Raw genomic sequence first — 19149 nt, 5'->3', positions numbered from 1 at the left:
AGGGGCACCAACGTCCAGCTCGACGGGAAGCGCCGGGCCTGGGGGGAGGGTCGGGTCGCGTCAGCGACCGGCGGGGGTGAGGCCCAGCGAGCGGCCGGCCAGGCCGCGCGACCGGGTGGCGAGGCCGCGCGCGATACCGCGCAGGGCCACTGCCGCCGGGCTGGTGGGGGAGCCGAGGACCACGGGCATGCCCTGGTCGGCGCCCTCGCGCAGGGTGGTGTCGAGCGGGATCTGGCCCAGCAGCGGCACCTGGGCGCCGACCGAGCGGGTCAGCGAGTCGGCCACCGTCTGACCGCCTCCGGAGCCGAAGATCTCCTGGCGCGAGCCGTCGGGCAGCTCGAGCCAGGACATGTTCTCGATCACGCCGACGATGCGCTGGTGGGTCTGCAGGGCGATGGAGCCGGCGCGCTCGGCCACCTCGGCCGCGGCCTGCTGCGGCGTGGTGACCACGAGGATCTCGGCGTTGGGGATGAGCTGGGCGACCGAGATGGCGATGTCGCCGGTGCCCGGGGGCAGGTCGAGCAGCAGCACGTCCAGGTCGCCCCAGAACACGTCGCCGAGGAACTGCTGGAGCGCGCGGTGCAGCATCGGCCCGCGCCAGACCACCGGCTGGTTGCCGGGCACGAACATGCCGATCGAGATGACCTTCACGTCGTGGCTGACCGGCGGCAGGATCATGTCGTCGACCTGGGTGGGGCGGTGCTCCACGCCGAGCATGCGCGGCACGGAGAAGCCGTAGACGTCGGCGTCGACCACGCCGACCCGCAGGCCCTGCTCGGCCAGCGACGCCGCCAGGTTGACCGTGACCGACGACTTTCCGACGCCGCCCTTGCCGGAGGCCACGGCGTAGACCCGGGTCAGGCTGTTGGGCTTGGCGAAGGGGATCTCCTTCTCGGCGACCCCGCCGCGCAGCTGCTCGCGCAGGCCGGCACGCTGCTCCGGGCTCATCACGCCGAGGGTCACGTCCACGCCGGTGACACCGTCGACGGCGGAGAGCGCCGCGGTCGAGTCCTTGGTGAGCGTGTCCTTCATCGGGCAGCCCGACACCGTGAGCAGGATGGTCACGGCGACGCGGCCGGCGTCGTCGACCTCGACCGACTCGACCATGCCGAGCTCGGTGATCGGCTTGCGGATCTCGGGGTCGTTGACCGTCGACAGCGCGGCGAGCAGGGCGTCCTGCGTGGGAGCGGGCATGCCCCCATGCTAGGTCGGGCGCGCTCCGTCGCGTTCCGCGGGCTGGTCAGCGCTGCCGTCGCCGAGCTCGGAGCCGGATGCGACGCTGACGCCGCGCTCCTCCATCTCCTCGAGCAGGCTGCGCAGCTCGGAGCGCAGGAAGTCCCGGGTGGCCATGTCCCGCAGCGCGATCCGCAGCGCCGCCACCTCGCGGGTGAGGTACTCGGTGTCGGCCAGGTTGCGCTCGTCGCGGGCCCGGTCCTGCTCCAGGGCCACCCGGTCGCGGTCGGCCTGCCGGTTCTGCGCGAGCAGGATCAGCGGCGCGGCGTAGGACGCCTGCAGGCTGAGCATCAGGGTCAGGAAGATGAAGGCGTAGGGGTCGAACCGCAGGTCCTTGGGTCCGGCGGCGTTCCAGAGGATCCAGACCGCCACGAAGGCGGTCATGTAGACGAGGAACCGCGCGGTGCCCATGAAGCGGGCGAAGGCCTCGCTGGCCCGGCCGAACGTCTCGGGGTTGAACGTCGGGCGGGGCAGGAGCGTGCGGCGCACCTCGCGCGGCTGGTCCAGCCGGGGTGCGTTGCGGTCGAAACGGTCAGTGGCCATGGGTCACCTCGTGACGGTCCTCGCGCCAGTCATCGGGAAGGATGTGGTCGAGCACGTCGTCGACCGTGACCGCGCCGAGCAGCCGGCCGTCCTCGTCGACCACGGGCACCCCGACGAGGTTGTAGGTGGCCAGCATCCGGGTCACCTGCCCCAGCGGGGCGTTGGGTGTCAGCGGCTCGAGGTCGCGGTCGAGGATCGAGCCGATCGCCGCGTGCGGGGGCTCGCGCAGCAGCCGCTGGATGTGGACCACGCCGAGGTACTTGCCGGTCGGGGTCTCCAGTGGCGAGCGGCACACGAACACCGTCGCGGCCAGCGCGGGGGACAGCTCGGCCCGGCGGACCACGGCCAGCGCCTCGGCGATGGTGGCCTCCGGGCCGAGGATGACCGGCTCGGTGGTCATCAGGCCACCGGCGGTGTTCTCGTCGTAGGCCAGCAGCCGGCGCAGCGGTGCCGCCTCGTCGGGCTCCATCATCTGCAGCAGCTGCTCGGCGGTGTCGGGCGGCAGCTCGGAGAGCAGGTCGGCGGCGTCGTCGGGCTGCATCGCCTCGAGGACGTCGGCGGCGCGGTCGGAGCCCAGGGTCGTGAGGATCTCGACCTGGTCGTCCTCGGGCAGCTCCTCCATCACGTCGGCGAGCTTCTCGTCGTCGAGCGCGGCGGCCACCTCGGCGCGGCGCTTGGGCGTCAGGTCGTGGATGACCTCGGCGAGGTCGGCGGCCTTGAGGTCGTCGTAGGTCTCCAGCAGCTTGGCCGCGCTCTGCGCGCTGCCCGAACGGCGCAGGCCCGTGACGTCGGAGACGTCGACGAGGACGGTCTCGCCGCGACGCCGCCCCAGCCGGGACAGGCTGCGCGAGCCGCCGATCGGCTTGCGGCAGAACACCTTGACGATGACCCAGTCGCGGTTGCGCTCCTGCTCGATGGCGATGTCCTCGACGATCGCCTCGAACGGCCCCTCCGGGGTGGTCACCCGCACCGCGCGCTCGAGCAGCTCGGCGAGGACCAGCGTCTCGTTGGCACGCTGCTCGAACCGGCGCATGTTGACCAGTCCGGTGGTGATGACCTGCCCGGCGTCGATGCTGGTGACCCGCGTCATCGGCACGAACACGCGCCGCCGCCCGGGCACCTCGACCACGAGGCCGATGACGCGCGGGGCACGACGGGTGGCGCTGAACGTCACCACGACGTCGCGCACCCGGCCCACCTGGTCGCCGAGCGGGTCGAACACACTCAGGCCGGCCAGGCGTGCCACGAACACGCGCGTCATGGGGTTCACGGGGCCAAGGCTAGCCCGCGCAGTTCACGCCGCGACCGAGGTCCGTGCCGACACCGCCGGTATGCCGTGTGCCTGCCTCCCGCGCGACCGGTCAGCGGGTGCCGCGCCGCCGCTTGGGCCGGCCGCCGAGGTGCCAGGGGCGCCACGTCCGGGTCGTGGCGGGGGTGGGCGCGGGCGGTGCCGCGCCGGACGCGTCGTCGTACGACCCCGGCCCCTCCAGCGCCTCGCCGAAGGGAGTCAGCCCGGTGACGGTGCACTGCTCGGCCCAGCGCTGCACGACGTCGTCGCCGACGCTGTTGAGCCGCGCGGCCTTCAGGGCTGCGGTGGCGGTCTCCCACCGCTCGTCGGCCGGGGTGATCCGCTCGACGCGGGCCAGGACGCGGACCAGCCGTCCGCCGGAGTCCTTGCTGCGCAAGATGATCGGCACTTCCTCGGGCAGCCACGGCATCGGCTGCTCGCCGGGTCCGCTGACCACCCAGGCGGTCCCGTCCAGCCACTCGTGCCACACCGGCCAGGCCCGGTCGCCCGGCACGTCGACCCACAGCAGGCCCGACTTCGCGGCGGCCTCGGCGACCAGGGCCAGGGTGGACCCGGGTGCAGGCTTGGGCGCCTCGACGGTGGGCAGGGGGGCCGTTGGCGGCTCGCTCTCGGGCGTCTGGTCGGCCGGGGTGCCGGGGGTCTCGGTCACACCGTGAACTGTGTCATAACCGCCGGCGGAGTCGCGCTGCTAGTTTCGCCGCGTGCGCAGCCCCAAGGACTTCTTCGCCCCGCTGGCGGTGGGCGCCCCCACCCCGATCCGTGAGGTGCCGGCCCGACCGTCCCGCGTCATCCACTTCTTCGACCCGAGCAACGAGAAGATGGCCGCCAAGGTCCCCGACATGGTCGGGACCGTCGACGTCCTCCTCGGCAACCTGGAGGACGCGGTCAAGGCCGACCGCAAGGTGGCCGCCCGCGAGGGCCTGGTCGCCATCGCGAAGGCGACCGACTTCGGCGAGCACACGCAGCTGTGGACCCGGGTCAACGCCCTGGACAGCCCGTGGGTGCTCGACGACCTCATCACCCTGGTCACCGAGATCGGCGACAAGCTCGACGTCATCATGGTCCCGAAGGTGCAGGGGCCCGAGGACATCCACTACGTCGACCGGCTGCTGGCCCAGCTCGAGGCCCGGGCCGGGCTGACCCGCCCGATCCTCGTGCACGCCATCCTCGAGACCGCCCGCGGTGTCGCCAACGTCGAGGCCATCGCCGGCGCCAGCCCCCGCATGCAGGGCATGTCCCTGGGCCCGGCCGACCTGGCCGCGGACCGGCGGATGAAGACGACCCGCGTCGGCGGCGGCCACCCCGGCTACCTCGTCCGCCAGGACCCGCCGGACGGGGTCGAGGACGCGGTCCACGCCGACCGCGCGACCTACCAGCAGGACCTGTGGCACTACACCATCTCTCGCATGGTCGACGCCTGCGCGATGCACGGGATCCTGCCGTACTACGGCCCGTTCGGGGACATCAAGGACGTCGTCGCCTGCGAGGACCAGTTCCGCAACGCCTTCCTGCTCGGCTGCGTCGGCACCTGGTCCCTGCACCCCGTGCAGGTGGCCATCGCCAAGCGGGTGTTCAGCCCGTCCGCGGAGGACGTCGCGCATGCGCGACGGGTCGTCGAGGCCATGGGCGACGGCACCGGTGCGGTCATGCTCGACGGCAAGATGGAGGACGACGCCAGCCTCAAGCAGTGCCTGGTCATCGTCGAGCTCGCCGAGCGGCTCGCGGCCACCGACCCCGAGCTCGCCGAGCTGTATGCCGCGCCCGCGGCCGGGGAGGAGACCCGATGACCGCCACCACGGCATACCGTCCCCGTCGCTCGGTGCTCTACATGCCCAGCTCCAACGAGCGGGCGCTGGAGAAGGCCAAGACGCTGCCGGTCGACGCGCTGATCCTCGACCTCGAGGACGCCGTCGCACCCGACGCGAAGGAGCAGGCGCGTGAGAACGCCTGTGCCGCAGTGCGATCCGGGGAGTACGGCCGGCGCGAGCTGACCATCCGGGTCAACGGCATCGGCACCCAGTGGCACGAGGACGACCTCGCCGCCGCTGCCGCGGCCGGCCCGGACGCCGTCGTGGTGCCCAAGGTGAGCTCGGCCGCCGAGGTGCGTCAGCTCGTCGCGGCGCTGGAGGCCGCCGGCGCGCCCGAGCACACCGCGCTCTGGGCGATGGTCGAGACCCCGGTCGCCATGCTGCACTGCGAGGAGATCGCCGCGGCGTCCGAGCGCCTGACCGTGCTCGTCATGGGCACCAACGACCTGGCCAAGGAGCTGCACGCCGAGCACGTGCCCGGCCGCGCCCCGCTGCTGACCGGCCTGGGCCTGTGCCTGCTGGCCGCGCGGGCGACCGGGACGGTGATCCTCGACGGGGTGTTCAACGACGTCAAGGACGCCGACGGGTTCGCCGCGGAGTGCCTCCAGGGCCGGCAGCTGGGCTTCGACGGCAAGACGCTGATCCACCCCGGCCAGGTCGAGACGTGCAACGCGACGTTCGCCCCGAGCGAGGCTCAGGTCGAGGAGGCCCGCGGGATCCTCGCCGCGTGGGAGCAGGGCGCCGGCGCGGGCGTGGTCACCTACAACGGACGGATGATCGAGAACCTGCACGTCGAGACCGCGCAGAGGGTGCTCAGCACCCACGAGGCGATCGCGGGCCTCTGAGGTCCGGGGACGTGCCTGAAGAAAGTCCGGGAACGGCGCAACCTTCCTCCCGGTCGGTGCGTCTGGAGTGCTGAAGGGCCGGTGTCGGGGGGCACCGGCCCTCACCATGCGCACTCCCTACGCCGCTTCCGTCCGCCATATGGCGGAGGTGGCACCGGGGGCTCCGGCCGAGACTGAGGCCACGGACCCCGGCGAGCCGCTGGAGGCCCGAAGGGTCCCGGCGGAGGGCGCGGGAGCGACCGCCGGTCTCGGGTGGAGGGGCACGTGGACGTCGGTCGGCGATCGTTGGTCCGGGGGGCGGTGGGCATCACGACGGCGGGTCTGCTGGGGCTGGTCCCGGGTGCCACAGCTGCGCGTGCCGCAACGCATCCCACGCTGTCGGCAGGGGCCCGCGGCCCGGCCGTCGTCTCGCTGCAGCAACGGCTGTCCTGGCTGGGCTACTGGTGCGGTGCCGTCGACGGCATGTTCGGCGACCTGACCCGGCAGGCCGTCGTGGCCGTGCAGAAGGTGGCCGGCCTGGCGCGTGACGGCATCTGCGGCCCGCTGACCTGGTCGGCCCTCGACCGGGGGGTGCGGCCGGTGCCGCGGTCCCGCTACGGCCACGTCATCGAGGTCGACAAGGCGCACCAGGTGCTGCTGGTGGTGGACTCGGGTCGGGTCAGCCGGACCTTCAACACGAGCACCGGGTCGGGTCAGTGGTACTGGAGCAACGGCGCGTGGCACCTGGCCGTGACCCCGTCGGGCACGTTCCGCGTGTTCCGCCAGGTCAACGGCTGGGACGCCTCACCCCTCGGCCAGCTCTACCGCCCGAAGTACTTCAACGGCGGCATCGCGCTGCACGGCTACCCGTCGGTGCCGGCATACCCCGCCTCCCACGGCTGCGTCCGGGTGAGCCTCCCGGCGATGGACCTGTTCTGGAGCACCGGGACCCTGCCGATCGGCACCACCGTCCTCGTCCGCTGACGAGGCCCCCTGAGCGCGACCCCGTCGTCGTGTCCGCAGCCCCAGAGCGCGGGCACGACGAGGGGTCGACCAGGGTCAGGCCGTCAGCTGCCTGGCCAGCCACGTCATCTGGGGGCCGCCGTGGGCGCTCCAGAAGGCGTCCGTGTGACCGCCGGGGTCGAACTGCGTCGTCGTCCCGGGCAGCCCCGAGGCGAAGGCCCGGTTGGCGCGCAGGAACGGGTCGTCGAGCCCGCAGTCCAGCCGCACCGGTATGCCGCGCAGCCGGCTCCGCAGCCGGAACACGTCGTGCCGGACGAAGTCCTCCCGGTCGTCGAACGCGCCGGGCGCGCTGTCACCGGGGGAGAGCCAGAGCGCGGCGCTGGAGGCGGCGACACCGGCAACCCGGGCACGGCCCAGCCCGGTGGCCAGCCAGAGGGCGCCGTAGCCACCCATCGACCAGCCGAGCAACCCGACCCGGGCGGTGCTCAGGCCCATCGACGCCAGGAGCGGCAGGAAGTCGTCCACGACCATGGCCCCGGTGTCCACGCCGGAGCGACGGGCGTGCCAGTAGGTGTCACCCCCGTCGATCGCCGCCACGGCCAGCCCGGTCGCGGCGACGTGCCGGTCCAGGTGCAGCCCGGTGAACGCGTTGGTCGCGTGGCCGCCCCGCCCATGGAGGGCGACCACCAGCGGGGCCTGCGGCCGGGCGGTGGGCCGGGCGACCACCCAGGACACCCGCTGCCCCGGGCAGTGCCGGCTCGTCAGCTCGCCGTCGGCGATGCGGACGCCGGGGGAGTCCGTGGGAGCGTCCTCGAACGAGCCCGAGCACGCTGCCAGCAGCGGTGCCGACAGGGCGGAGCCGAGCAGCGTGCGGCGACTGATCCCCCGGTCCATGTCGGGAGACTAGGCCGCCGCGCGCCCTCCGGGGCTCACCAACGCGAGTACACGCAGGCCATGAGGTCGCCGAACATCGCCTCCTCGTCGACCTCCAGCCCCCGGCTGGTGAACCAGCGGCACATGTTGTGCACGTCCCGTTGCAGGAAGTCCGCGCCGTGCGGGTTGCCGACGACGTCGACGATCTGCGGCCAGTCGATGATGACCAGGCGGTCCTCGTGAAGCAGCACGTTGTAGGGCGAGAGGTCGCCGTGGGCCCAGCCCTCGGCGGCCAGGGTGGCCATCGCGTCGCGGCACTGCTCGAACAGGTCGGCGAGCAGGTCCGGCGCGGGCCGGGCCTGCGCCAGGCGCGGTGCTGCCTCGACGCCCAGGCCGACGAACTCCATCAGCAGCTCCTCGTCGGTGAGCTGGACGGGGTAGGGCACCGGCAGGCCGAGCGTCCACAGCCGGCCGAGCGCGCCGAACTCGGCGGACGCCCACTGCTGGCTGATGACCTCCTTGCCGAAGCTGGTCCGCCGCGCCATGGCGCGCATCTCGCGGCTGCGCCGGACCCGGCGCCCCTCGAGGTAGCCCGCGTCGCGGTGGAACATGCGGCGGTCGTGGCTGCGGTAGCGCTTGGCCGCGAGGGTGATGGCCTCGTCGGTGCCGGGCACCCAGCGGCGCACGACGTGGACGTCGGCCTCCTTGCCGGTCTTGAGCACGCCGAGGTCGGCGTCGACCGCGGCGAGGGCGGTGATCACCCAGTCCGGGCGCGGGTGGGGCCCGTGGAGGGCCACGTCCCAGGTGGACCAGCGGTCACCCTCGGGAGGGTCGTCAGAGGTGGTGTCGACGCCGAAGCCGGTGCCGGGGAAGAGGTCAGACGGGAGAGCGGTCAGCTCTCCGGGCGTGTTGTCGGACAACGCGGTACTCCAAGGAAGCGAAGGGATGAGCGCACGTGCGGCTCACGACAGTCGTCGACATCTCGCGGCCCTCCTTGGATCGGGACACGGTCCGGTATGCCGTGTCGTTGCCTGCCGATCGTGGCCCCCGCCCGGGCACGCCGGCAACGGGTTTTCCGCCGGTGCGCTCCCGTGGCTGGTGTCGGAACTCACGCGGTCGGTGCCTGTCGGCGCGGCGGAGGCACTCGGCATACTCGCGAGTAGTTTTCGCGCGCCCCCGGCGCGCCCCGCACCCGACGCGAAGGCGGCATGAAGCGATGGCACGACTGCAGCACACGGACGGACTCACCGAGGAGCAGGGCGAGCTGCTCAAGCTGGTGCGGGAGTTCGTCGACGAGCAGATCATCCCCGTCGCCACCGACCTCGAGCACAAGGACGAGTACCCGACGGAGATCGTCGAGGGCATGAAGGAGATGGGGATCTTCGGCCTGATGATCCCCGAGGAGTACGGCGGCCTGGGGGAGTCGCTGCTGACCTACGCGCTGACGGTCGAGGAGATCGCCCGCGGCTGGATGAGCGTCAGCGGCATCATCAACACCCACTTCATCGTGGCCTGGATGCTGCTGCAGCACGGCACCGAGGAGCAGAAGCAGAAGTACCTGCCGCGGATGGCCACCGGTGAGGTGCGCGGCGCGTTCTCGATGAGCGAGCCCGGCTGCGGCTCGGACGTCTCGGGCATCCGCACGAAGGCGGTGCGCAGCGGCGACGGGTCGGACGAGTGGACCATCAACGGCCAGAAGATGTGGCTGACCAACGGTGGCTCCGCGAACCTCGTGGCGGTGCTCACCAAGACCGACGCCGAGGCCGACGAGGACGCCTCGGTCTACAAGAAGATGACGACCTTCCTGGTCGAGAAGACCCCCGGCTTCGGCGAGGTCGAGCCGGGCCTGACCGTGCCGGGCAAGATCGACAAGATGGGCTACAAGGGCGTCGACACGACCGAGCTGGTCTTCGACGGCTACACGACCACGACGGACCAGATCCTCGGCGGGGTGCCCGGCAAGGGCTTCTACCAGATGATGGACGGCGTCGAGGTGGGCCGCGTCAACGTCGCCGCCCGCGCCTGCGGCGTGGCGATGCGGGCGTTCGAGCTCGGCATCAGCTACGCCCAGCAGCGGGAGACCTTCGGCAAGAAGATCGCCCAGCACCAGGCCGTGATGTTCCGCCTCGCGGAGATGGCCACCAAGTGCGAGGCCGCGCACCAGATGATGGTCAAGGCCGCCCGGCTCAAGGACAAGGGCGAGCGCAACGACCTCGAGGCCGGCATGGCCAAGTACCTCGCCAGCGAGTACTGCGCCGAGGTGGTCGAGGACTCCTTCCGGATCCACGGTGGCTACGGCTACTCCAAGGAGTACGAGATCGAGCGGCTCTACCGCGAGGCTCCGATGCTGCTGATCGGTGAGGGCACCGCCGACATCCAGCGGATGATCATCGGCCGCCGCCTGCTCGAGGACTACGCGCTCAAGGGCTGAGGGCCCCCGCGCCACGGACGCGCCGGACGGGACCAAGTGCGGTCCCCTCCGGCGCGTTCTGCGTGAGAATGGGGCCATGACCGGACAGCCGAACATGCCGGGTCGCTCGCCGATGCCGATGCCGGGGTTGAACCTCGAGTACCCCATGTCCCTGGGAACCTTCGACAAGTACGAGGACGCCCAGCGCGCCGTGGACTACCTCTCCGACCACGAGTTCCCGGTGCAGAACTGCATGATTGTGGGCACCGAGCTCAAGCAGGTGGAGCGGGTCACCGGCCGGCTCACCCGCCAGAAGGTCGCCGTCGGCGGGGCACTGTCGGGGGCGTGGATGGGGCTGTTCGTCGGCCTGGTGTTCTCGTTGTTCTCGGCCAACACCACGATGGTCACCGTCATCTCGACGGTGCTCTTCGGCGTCGTCTTCGGCCTGATCTGGGCGCTCATCGGCTACGCCGCGACCGGCGGCCACCGCGACTTCACCTCGGTCACCCAGGTGGTGGCCACGAAGTACGAGGTGCTGTGCGAGCACAAGCTTGCCCAGCAGGCCCGGGAGATGCTCGCCCGGATGCCGGGGCACCAGCAGCCCTACACCGCCTGAGGCTGCTCCTTCTGGCCCCACGGGCGCACCAGTCGCACCCGCAGGACGCGCTCACGCTCGCGGGCCTCCTGCTGGTCGCGCTGGCGGCCCGCGAGGAGCTGGGTCAGTGACACCAGCCCGACCACCCGGTCGGGCCGGTCGCGCTCGACCACGGGCACGCGGTTGACCTCGTGCCGGGCCATGAGCTCGGCCACGTGCCGCAGCGGCTGGTCCGGGTGGGTCGTGACCAGCGTGCGCGGCGCGAGCACCTGCCCGAGCGGGGCCTCGCTGCGGCTCTGCGCCAGTCGGCCCAGCTCGCGGCGGGTGAGCACGCCCACAAGGGCGCAGTCGCCGTCGACGACGGGGTAGAGCCGCTGCGCCCAGCCGGCGCCCGCATCGGCCACGGCAGCCACCGCCTCCGCCACCGTGAGGTCGGAGCCGAGCTCGAGCACGTCCGTGGACATGACCTCGCTGACGAACAGCACCTCGAGGGGGTCCACGTCGTACTCCCGCGACAGGTGGTAGCCGCGGCGGGCGATCTTCTCGGTGAGGACCGAGCGCTTGAGCAGGAGCACCGAGACCAGGAACGCCGACCCGGCGCCGATCACCAGCGGGGTGACCGCCTCGAGCCGGTGGGTGAGCTCGATGGCGAACACGATTCCGGTGAGGGGGGAGCGCATGACCCCGCCGAGGACGCCGGCCAGGGCCACCAGGGCCCAGAAGCCCGGCCCGACGGTCGGGAAGAGGTGGGACTCCAGCGCGCCGAGCGCCCCGCCGATCATGAACATCGGCGCGAGCACGCCGCCGGAGGTGCCGGAGCCCAGCGACAGCGACCAGATCAGCGTCTTGACCACGAGGATGCCGACGACCAGGCCGAGGCCGATCGAGCCGTCGAGCTCGGCCCCGATGACGTTGTAGCCCACGCCCAGGGCCTGCGGCACGAACAGGCCGCCGATGCCGATGACCAGGCCGCCGATCGCCGGCCACCACATCCAGTGGATCGGCAGCCGGTGGAAGAGGTCCTCGGAGGCGTAGACGAGGGCGGTCGCCGCGACCGCGAGCAGTCCGGAGAGCAGCCCGGAGACGACGCAGAGCAGGTATGCCGTGGGCGTGAGGTGCAGGGCCCCGCTCACCGGGAACAGGGGCGCGGCACCCAGCAGCGGCTGCCGCACGAGCGCGGCGACCGAGACCGCGGTGGCCACCGGGATGAGGCTGCGCGGGCGCCACTCGAACAGGAGCAGCTCGACGCCGAGGACGATGGAGGCCAGGGGGGCGTTGAACGTCGCCGCCATGCCCGCCGTGGCGCCGGCGACGAGCAGGGTCTTGCGCTCGTCCGCCGTGAAGCGCACGAGCTGGGCGAACAGGGAGCCGATCGCCCCGCCGGTCATGATGATCGGACCCTCGGCGCCGAACGGCCCACCCGTGCCGATCGCCACCGCCGCCGAGATGGGCTTGAGGATCGCGACCCGCGGCTTGACCCGGCTGCCGGCCATGAGGATCGCCTCGATCGTCTCGGGCATGCCGTGCCCGCGGATCTTCTCCGAGCCGTAGCGGGCCATCAGCCCGATGACCAGGCCGCCGACGACCGGGGCGAGCAGCACCAGTGCGGGGCTGTGGTGGTGGGCGCCGGGGGCGACGATGCGGGTGTCGAGCCGTTGGTAGAACACCGCGTTGGTGATCAGCCCGATGAGCCTGAGCAGGCACCAGGACACCCCGGCGCTGAGTGCTCCGAGTGGCGCCGCGATGGCCACCAGCAGCAGCACCCGCCGGGTGACGGTGAAGTCCCCGAGGTGCCCGACGTCGCGGACGGCGGTCCGGTCGGTGGGGGAGGAGGTCGCAGGGGGCGTCGGGGGAACGGGCACGTGTCACCTCGGCAAGAAATATCGGGTTACGACATATTAGGCTAGCCGATGTGCCCACCGACGCCGACTATGCCCGCCTGCTGGACTTCCGGGTGCAGCTGCGCCGCTTCGACCAGTGGAGCCGTGCCGCCGCCGCCGAGCACGGGTTGACCCACGCGCAGCACCAGCTGCTGCTCGCGATCCGCGGCCACCGCGGCGAGGACAGCCCCACCATCGGCCAGGTCGCCGACTACCTGCTGGTCAAGCACCACACGGCCGGCGAGCTGGCCGATCGCACGAGCGAGCTGGGCCTGGTCGAACGGGTCCGCGACGACGCCGACCACCGGGTCGTGCGGCTGCGGCTGACCGACGCCGGGCAGCAGGTCATCACCGGGCTCACCGCGGTGCACCTGGCCGAGCTGCGCGGGCTGGCGCCCTTCCTCGACCGGCTCTGACCGCGCCGCCGGCGCCCGCTCGCGGCCCGGCACACGACGACGGCCGCCCCTCACAACACACGACGACGGCCGCCCGTCACAACACACGACGACGGCCGCCCCTCACGTGAGGGGCGGCCGTCGGCGGGTGGCTCAGCGCTGCTGGACCCGCGCGATCCAGGCCTCGACGTCGGCCGAGCTGCGGGGCATCCCGGCGGAGAGGTTCTCGTGGCCGTCCTCGGTGACGAGCACGTCGTCCTCGATGCGCACGCCGATGCCGCGCATCTCCTCGGGGACCAGGAGGTCATCGGCCTTGAAGTACAGGCCCGGCTCCACGGTCAGGATCATGCCCGGCTTGAGCTCGGCGTCCATGTACTCCTCGCGGCGGGCGAGCGCGCAGTCGTGGACGTCGATGCCGAGGTGGTGGCTGGTGCCGTGGACCATCCAGCGGCGGTGGTACTGGCCGGTCTCCTTGTCGAGGGTGGCCTCGACGTCGACGCCCTCGGGCAGCAGGCCCCACTCGTGCAGGTGCTCGGCGATCACCCGGATCGCGGCGTCGTGGACGTCGGAGAACTTGTTGCCCGGCTTGACCGCGGCCATGCCGGCGTCGGCGGCCGCGTGCACGGCGTCGTAGACCTTGCGCTGGGCCTCGCTGAACTCGCCGCCGACCGGCAAGGTGCGGGTGATGTCGGCGGTGAACAGGGAGTCGACCTCGACGCCGGCGTCGAGCAGGATCAGGTCGCCGTCCTTGACGTCGCCGGTGTTCTTGATCCAGTGCAGCGTGTTGGCGTGGTCGCCGGAGGCGCAGATGGAGTCGTAGCCCACGCCGTTGCCCTGGTGGCGGGCGTGCAGGCCGAAGACGCCCTCGACCCAGCGCTCGCCGCGTCCGCGGGCGACCGCCTCGGGCAGGTCGGCGATGACGGCCTCGAAGCCGACGGCGGTCGCGTTGACCGCCTTGCGCATCTCCTCGACCTCCCACTCGTCCTTGACCATGCGCATCACGGACAGGAAGCGGGCCAGCTCCTCGTCGGCCTCGGCCTGCGCGGCGCTCTCGCTGGCCTCGTCGGTCTCGCGCACGTCGGCGCGCACCTCGTCGAGGTCGGCGGTCAGGTCACGGTCGGCGTCGCGCACGATGCGGATGCCGATGTGCCCGGCGTCCTTGGCGACGGCGTCCTTGAACTCGTCGATGTGGCGTGCGGTCAGGCCCAGCTCGGCCTCGAGGTCGGCCAGCGACGGGCGCGCGCCGACCCAGAACTCGCCGTAGCGGGAGTCGCCGAAGAACTCCTCGGTGTCGCGCCCGGCCAGGGGTCGGAAGAACAGCACGGCCTCGTGGCCGCCGCCCTCGATGGGCTCCAGGACCAGGACGGCGTCCGGCTCGCGGTCGGCGCCCAGGCCGGTCAGGTGCGCGAAGGCACTGTGCGGGCGGAAGACGTAGTCGCAGTCGTTGCTGCGGACCTTCAGCCCACCGGCGGGGATGACCAGGCGCTCACCCGGGAAGGCGGCGGAGACCGCGGCACGGCGCTGCGCGGCATACGGGGTGACGGGGGAGGGCTCGGTGGTGCCCGCGCGGCGCGGCGCCCAGTCGGCCGCGACGAAGGCGCGGAAGGCGGGGCTGTCGGGGCGGCTGCGGTGCTCGGCCTTGTGCTGTTCTTCGCTCACGGGGCCATCGTGCCACGGGGCCGGAGGTGGTGTCCGACACCTTTGCGGGCGTGGTGGCGGCTCCGGTTTGCGTCGCCTCCGCGGCATTGGCCACCCTTGCGTGGTGTCCAGCAGCACCACCCCTCCTCCTCCGTCGCGCACGACGCCGGTCTCGGCCGTGCGCGGCCGCGCGCTGCGCGAGCGGGCGGCGCGGGTGGTGCGCTCGGACTCCCCGCCGACCTGGTTCGTGCCCGGTCGCGGCATCGTCGACGGCATCGACCAGGCGCACGCGCGGGCGGTCATCGACCTGGCCCTGCGGGTCGGTGAGGCGCTGCTCTCGACCGGGGCCTCGGCCTCCGACGTCGTGGCGACCGCGCTGCGCCTGACCGACCGGTTCCAGCTCGGCGCCTCCTGCCACGTCGACGTCACCTACACCTCGATCTCGATCAGCTACCACCGCGGCGAGGGCGCCGACCCGATGACGGTGCTGCGCATCGTCAAGGTCCGCTCGGCCGACTTCAGCCGACTGGAGAACCTGCAGACCCTCGTCCGCGAGGTCGTCAACGGCGACCTCGACGTGGCCTCGGCGCGGGCCCGGCTCGACGACATCTCCGGCGCCCCGCACCCCTACCGGCGCTGGCTGGTCACCTTCTCCCTGGCGGTCATGGGTGGCGCAGTCGGCCTGTTCCTCGGCGGCGGGCCGCTCGCGGTGCTGCTCAGCGCCGGCACGACCGCCCTGGTGGACCGGGTGCAGCGGCGGCTGGCCCACCGGGGCCTGGCCGCCTTCTTCACCCAGGCCGTCGGTGCCGCGATCCCGACCATGGTGGCGGTGCTGCTCATCGCCGGCGGGTCACGCAGTCCGGCGCTGGCCAAGGCACTTCCCCCGTCGCTGGTGGTCGCCACCGGCATCGTGGTGCTGCTGGCCGGCCTGTCCGTGGTCGGTGCCGCCCAGGACGCCATCGACGGCTACTACGTGACTGCCGGGGCGCGCGGCTTCGAGGTTCTCATGCTGACGTTCGGCGTCGTCGTCGGCGTCGGTGCCGTGCTGGCCGTGGGGCGACGGATCGGGGTGCCCCTGGACATCAGCGCCCAGGCGCACCTGGCGCCCAACGAGGTCGTCCAGGTCGTCGCGGCCATGCTCGTGGCCGGGGCGTTCGCCATCTCCGCCTACGCAGGGGGCCGGGCCGCCTTCGTCGCGATGGGCACCGGCGGCCTGGGCTGGCTGGCGTTCCTCGGCGCGAGCGGCCTCAGCTTCGGCACGCCGGTCGCCTCGGGGATCGCCGCCGCCGTCGTCGGCGTCGTCGCGCAGGTCGTCTCCTCCCGGCTGCGGGTGCCCTCCCTGGCGGTGACGACCGCGGGCATCGCCCCGCTGCTGCCCGGCCTGGCGGTCTACCGCGGCCTGTTCGAGATCCTCGGCCGCAGCTCCGGCGTGGGCCCTCTCGACGGGGCGTCCTCACTGTTCATGGCCGCGGGAATCGGCATGGCCCTGGCGGCCGGCGTCTCCTTCGGCACGTTCGTCGCCCGACCGCTGCGCACCGAGCTCGACCGGGGCCAGCGGCGGGCGCTGCGCCGGTCCACCGGTGAGGCTGCGCGCGAGTAGCCGCGGCCCCGGCCTCCGGCGCTCCACTCCGGCTCCGGCTCCGGCTCCGGGTGAAGGGTTGTCCACGCTCCGGTGTGGTCAACCCTTCACCCGGAGCCGTCGTGGGCGGCGGGCCGGGCGAGGTGGGTGACGTCGTAGTCCCACCCCGGCCGCCAGGCGAAGTCCTCGCGGGTCAGCGTCTCCAACGCGGTCCCCGCGGCGCCATGGTCGAGGGCCCACCGGGTGGCGACATGGCCGACCACCAGGACGCGTTGACCAGCCCACCCTGTCGCGATGTCCCGCAGGGCCCCGATGACCCGGCCCACCGCCTGCCGCCAGCTCTCCCCTCCTGGATAGGGCACGTCGAGGTGGGCCACCCGAGTGCCCTGCACCAGCGTCGAGGGGGCTCCGTTCCAGGTGCCGTAGTCACACTCACGCAGCCGCCAGTCGTGCAGCACGGGCAGGTCGTCGACCTCGGCGAAGGCGGTCGACACCGTCTGCACCGCCCGGGCCAGGTCGGAGGTGAACACCGCCGCCAGGCCGTCGTCGCGGCGGCGCTCGCCGAGCAGGACCGCCTGCTGCCGCCCCGCCGCCGACAACCGGCCGGGCAGCCAGCCGGTGGAGCGCCCCGACTCGTTGTCCTCGGTGGTCGCATGCGTCTCGAACACCACGGTGGTGGTCATCGTGCGCGCCGCTCAGCCGTCGTGAGCGGCGACGACGCGCCGGGGTGCAACGGCCCTCCACGCCGACTCGAGCAGCTCACCGAGGTCGTCCCATGCCGGGTCCCCGTCCCCGTCGAAGGAGGTGAGGCGGGCGCCCACCCAGCCCCGCGGACCGACATACGGCGGCTTGAACCACCGCTGTCCGTCGCGGGCGATGAGGTCCTGCTGGACCTCGGTGGTGGCCTTGACCCACACCGCGTCCCAGGCCACCCCGTGGTGCTCGGGCATGAACATGGCCAGCGACTTCGCCCGCACCTGGAACTGCGGGTGCCCGACCCCGAAGTGCTCCTCGACCTCGGGCAGGTGCGCAAGCAGCTCGTGCACCCGGACGAGCAGGGCGGCGTCACCGGGCTCGTATCGCGGGTGCGGGCTCACCCGGTCATGACACCGCCGGGGTCGCGGGTACGCAACACGTGAGCAAGCGCACGCCGCCCGGCCCTGTCCCGCCGGCGGGGCGGTCCGGCAGCATGGCGGGCGATCCGTGGACCGTCAGCAGGAGGAGCAGGGCATGCAGTTCGGGCGCAGCTACGAGGAGTTCGAGGTCGGCGCGGTCTACAAGCACTGGCCCGGGAAGACGGTCACCGAGTACGACGACCACCTCTTCTGCCTGCTGACGATGAACCACCACCCGCTGCACCTCGACACCAACTACGCCGAGAAGACGACGCAGTTCGGGCAGAACGTGGTCGTCGGCAACTACATCTACTCGCTGCTGCTGGGCATGTCCGTGCCGGACGTCAGCGGCAAGGCGATCGCCAACCTCGAGATCGAGTCGCTGCGCCACGTCGCGCCGACCTTCCATGGGGACACCATCTACGGCGAGACCACGGTCCTCGACAAGTGGGAGTCCAGCTCCAAGGACGACCGCGGCGTCGTGCACGTGGAGACCAAGGGCTACAAGCAGGACGGCACGCTGGTGTGCGTCTTCCGCCGCAAGGTCATGGTGCCCAAGGAGAACTACCTCGAGGCGCGTGGCGGCGAGCAGCCCGGCCGCCCCGAGCTGGTGGAGCCCGCTCCCAAGGGCTGACCCCAGCCGGTCAGGGGAAGACGTGGCGGCCCCGGCTGCCGTCGGGGTTGGTCCACGACAGGGCCCGCAGCTGGTGCCCCACGCCGGCGTTCCCGCTCGGGTGGTCCAGCTCCAGGACGAAGGCCGTCAGGTGGACCCCGGCGAGGCTGACGGCCTGCACCGTGCTGCTGGCGTGGGCCCCGTCGGCCAGGGTGAACCAGATGTCCCGGGCACCCTCGGGCAGCAGGCCGTAGGCGAAGCCGTAGTCCGGGTGGCTGGGGTCGTTGCGGACCGACTGGGGCTGGCTGGGCCAGACGACCTCCCTGCGGCCGATGCCCAACGGCAGTCCGGCGGTCTCGGTCGCGTCGCCGAGGTAGACGCCCCAGCTCCCCTCCTGCGGGTCGGTCCAGACGCTGACCTGGTTGCCGCTGCCCGACAGGGTGAACGTGGCCACCGTGTCGCTCGTGGGCACCGAGGTGGATCGGACGCCCCGGTGGTCGACCCACCCGACGCCCAGGAACCGCGAGGCCAGGGAGGCGTCCTGCGGCAGGACGCCGACCGCCCGGTAGCCGGTGCCCGGCAGCGGGGCGGTGGTGACGTAGCCGGCCGACAGCGCCCGGCCGAGGAAGTCGGCGCTCACCGAGACGGCGTCCGCGGGCACGACGCCGAGGATGGCGCCGCTGGTCCCCGCGTTGCCGAAGCTTGCCCCTGTGCCCAGCCCCTCGGTGCTGCGCCCCCACACCCGCTCGCGGTGCCCGTCGGCGTCGACGCGGTAGAAGTCGAGCTGGGTGTCCTGCCCCACGGAGCTGATCGTCGCGGCGAACCGGTCGCCGCCCAGCACCAGGACGGCCGAGACGGGACGTCGCAGTGTTCGCTGCAGGTCCAGCCCACCATGGCTGCGCCCCCGCGGCCCCAGCAGAGCCACCACCACGGCGAGAAGCGCCATGACGGCGACGAGGCCGGACAGGGAGACACGCCGGACCCGGGTCGCCCGACGGCTCCGGTGCAGGACGTCGTCCGGGTCGACCGTCATCGGCGGGGCCGGTGCCTCGGCCAGGGCCGCCTCGAGCTCCTCCACAACGTGGCCGGCCACCACGGCCCTCCCGCCGGTCGGGGACGTGACCGCCAGCTTCGCCTGCAGCGTGGCCACGCCACGCGAGGCGGCATGGCCCACCGCTCCCACCGAGAGGTCGAGCAGGTCGGCGGCGGCCTGCTCGGTAAGGCCGCTGCCGTGGAGCAGCACCACCACCTGGCGCTGCCGTGAGGGCAGCAGCTGCAGCAACCGCACCAGCTCGTCAACCCGCTCGACGCTGCCGCCGGGCCCGTCCACCGCGGGATCGGTGGGCCGTGCGGGGGCGACGTGGCGGGAGT

19 protein-coding genes are annotated in these 19149 nt (G+C 72.6%); 8 read left to right on the top strand and 11 right to left on the bottom strand.

Annotation, left to right across the window (positions count from 1 at the left end; translation table 11 throughout):
- Positions 1–60: 60 nt before the first annotated feature.
- From VF825_RS16660 to VF825_RS16645, 4 genes are all read right to left on the bottom strand, one after another.
- On the bottom strand, positions 61–1194 hold the full coding sequence (locus VF825_RS16660; RefSeq protein ID WP_331115397.1) for an Mrp/NBP35 family ATP-binding protein: 1134 nt from the start codon (positions 1192–1194) through the stop codon (positions 61–63).
- Between the two features lie 9 nt (positions 1195–1203).
- Complete coding sequence (locus VF825_RS16655) at positions 1204–1776, bottom strand: DUF1003 domain-containing protein (protein WP_331115394.1); 573 nt, start codon at positions 1774–1776, stop codon at positions 1204–1206.
- A complete protein-coding gene (locus tag VF825_RS16650) occupies positions 1766–3037 on the bottom strand; it encodes a magnesium transporter MgtE N-terminal domain-containing protein (RefSeq protein WP_414695889.1) in 1272 nt (423 codons plus the stop codon). Before VF825_RS16650 ends, VF825_RS16655 begins: the two co-directional genes overlap by 11 nt.
- A 100-nt stretch (positions 3038–3137) precedes the next feature.
- The gene (locus VF825_RS16645; protein ID WP_331115392.1) at positions 3138–3734 is read right to left on the bottom strand and encodes a hypothetical protein; all 597 of its coding nucleotides are present in this window, start codon (positions 3732–3734) and stop codon (positions 3138–3140) included.
- Between the two features lie 52 nt (positions 3735–3786).
- Here VF825_RS16645 and VF825_RS16640 point away from each other — a divergent pair, with 52 nt between their 5' ends.
- The 3 genes from VF825_RS16640 (at position 3787) to VF825_RS16630 (ending at position 6701) form a co-directional block, all read left to right on the top strand.
- The gene (locus VF825_RS16640) at positions 3787–4872 is read left to right on the top strand and encodes a CoA ester lyase (RefSeq protein WP_331115389.1); all 1086 of its coding nucleotides are present in this window, start codon (positions 3787–3789) and stop codon (positions 4870–4872) included.
- On the top strand, positions 4869–5738 hold the full coding sequence (locus VF825_RS16635) for a CoA ester lyase (RefSeq protein ID WP_331115387.1): 870 nt from the start codon (positions 4869–4871) through the stop codon (positions 5736–5738). Before VF825_RS16640 ends, VF825_RS16635 begins: the two co-directional genes overlap by 4 nt.
- Positions 5739–6038: 300 nt before the next feature.
- Positions 6039–6701, top strand: coding sequence for a L,D-transpeptidase family protein (locus VF825_RS16630; protein ID WP_331115385.1), 663 nt, complete (start codon positions 6039–6041; stop codon positions 6699–6701).
- Positions 6702–6776: 75 nt separating this feature from the next.
- On the opposite strand, the gene VF825_RS16625 is transcribed toward VF825_RS16630, so the two are convergent.
- Both VF825_RS16625 and VF825_RS16620 read right to left on the bottom strand, forming a co-directional pair.
- Positions 6777–7574, bottom strand: coding sequence for an alpha/beta hydrolase-fold protein (locus VF825_RS16625; protein ID WP_331115383.1), 798 nt, complete (start codon positions 7572–7574; stop codon positions 6777–6779).
- Positions 7575–7609: 35 nt separating this feature from the next.
- Positions 7610–8473, bottom strand: coding sequence for a serine protein kinase RIO (locus VF825_RS16620; RefSeq protein ID WP_331115381.1), 864 nt, complete (start codon positions 8471–8473; stop codon positions 7610–7612).
- Between the two features lie 296 nt (positions 8474–8769).
- Between VF825_RS16620 and VF825_RS16615 the strand changes: the two genes are divergently transcribed.
- Positions 8770–9984: an acyl-CoA dehydrogenase family protein gene (locus VF825_RS16615; protein WP_331115379.1), complete on the top strand. Its 1215-nt coding sequence runs from the start codon at positions 8770–8772 to the stop codon at positions 9982–9984.
- Between the two features lie 76 nt (positions 9985–10060).
- Positions 10061–10579 (top strand): general stress protein, encoded by a 519-nt coding sequence (locus tag VF825_RS16610; protein WP_331115377.1) that lies wholly within the window; start codon positions 10061–10063, stop codon positions 10577–10579.
- Here VF825_RS16610 and VF825_RS16605 read toward each other — a convergent pair.
- On the bottom strand, positions 10567–12420 hold the full coding sequence (locus VF825_RS16605) for a chloride channel protein (protein ID WP_331115375.1): 1854 nt from the start codon (positions 12418–12420) through the stop codon (positions 10567–10569). The two genes, VF825_RS16610 and VF825_RS16605, sit on opposite strands and share 13 nt — an antisense overlap.
- A 50-nt stretch (positions 12421–12470) precedes the next feature.
- On the opposite strand from VF825_RS16605, the gene VF825_RS16600 reads away from it, so the two are divergent.
- Positions 12471–12854: a MarR family winged helix-turn-helix transcriptional regulator gene (locus VF825_RS16600; RefSeq protein ID WP_331115373.1), complete on the top strand. Its 384-nt coding sequence runs from the start codon at positions 12471–12473 to the stop codon at positions 12852–12854.
- Between the two features lie 132 nt (positions 12855–12986).
- Here the strand turns inward: VF825_RS16600 and VF825_RS16595 are convergent, their stop codons facing one another.
- Positions 12987–14492 carry an aminopeptidase P family protein gene (locus VF825_RS16595; protein WP_331115371.1) on the bottom strand — a complete coding sequence of 502 codons (1506 nt, stop codon included), beginning with the start codon at positions 14490–14492 and terminating at the stop codon, positions 12987–12989.
- Positions 14493–14595: 103 nt separating this feature from the next.
- On the opposite strand from VF825_RS16595, the gene VF825_RS16590 reads away from it, so the two are divergent.
- Positions 14596–16071: a threonine/serine ThrE exporter family protein gene (locus VF825_RS16590; RefSeq protein ID WP_331115369.1), complete on the top strand. Its 1476-nt coding sequence runs from the start codon at positions 14596–14598 to the stop codon at positions 16069–16071.
- An 86-nt stretch (positions 16072–16157) separates the two neighbouring features.
- Here the strand turns inward: VF825_RS16590 and VF825_RS16585 are convergent, their stop codons facing one another.
- Both VF825_RS16585 and VF825_RS16580 read right to left on the bottom strand, forming a co-directional pair.
- Entirely contained in the window at positions 16158–16733 is a 576-nt protein-coding gene (locus tag VF825_RS16585; protein WP_331115367.1) for a histidine phosphatase family protein, read from the bottom strand.
- Between the two features lie 12 nt (positions 16734–16745).
- Positions 16746–17147 carry an MmcQ/YjbR family DNA-binding protein gene (locus tag VF825_RS16580; RefSeq protein WP_331115365.1) on the bottom strand — a complete coding sequence of 134 codons (402 nt, stop codon included), beginning with the start codon at positions 17145–17147 and terminating at the stop codon, positions 16746–16748.
- Positions 17148–17253: 106 nt separating this feature from the next.
- On the opposite strand from VF825_RS16580, the gene VF825_RS16575 reads away from it, so the two are divergent.
- Positions 17254–17799 carry a MaoC family dehydratase gene (locus VF825_RS16575; protein ID WP_331115362.1) on the top strand — a complete coding sequence of 182 codons (546 nt, stop codon included), beginning with the start codon at positions 17254–17256 and terminating at the stop codon, positions 17797–17799.
- A gap of 10 nt (positions 17800–17809) precedes the next feature.
- Here the strand turns inward: VF825_RS16575 and VF825_RS16570 are convergent.
- Positions 17810–19149, bottom strand: a 1340-nt coding sequence (locus tag VF825_RS16570; RefSeq protein ID WP_331115360.1) for a sigma factor-like helix-turn-helix DNA-binding protein, incomplete at its 5' end; no start/stop codon positions are given.

This window comes from Oryzihumus sp., assembly GCF_036391795.1.
GTDB lineage: Bacteria > Actinomycetota > Actinomycetes > Actinomycetales > Dermatophilaceae > Oryzihumus.
Note: the sequence above shows the minus strand (reverse complement) of the source record. Positions and strands in the feature narration are given on the sequence as shown.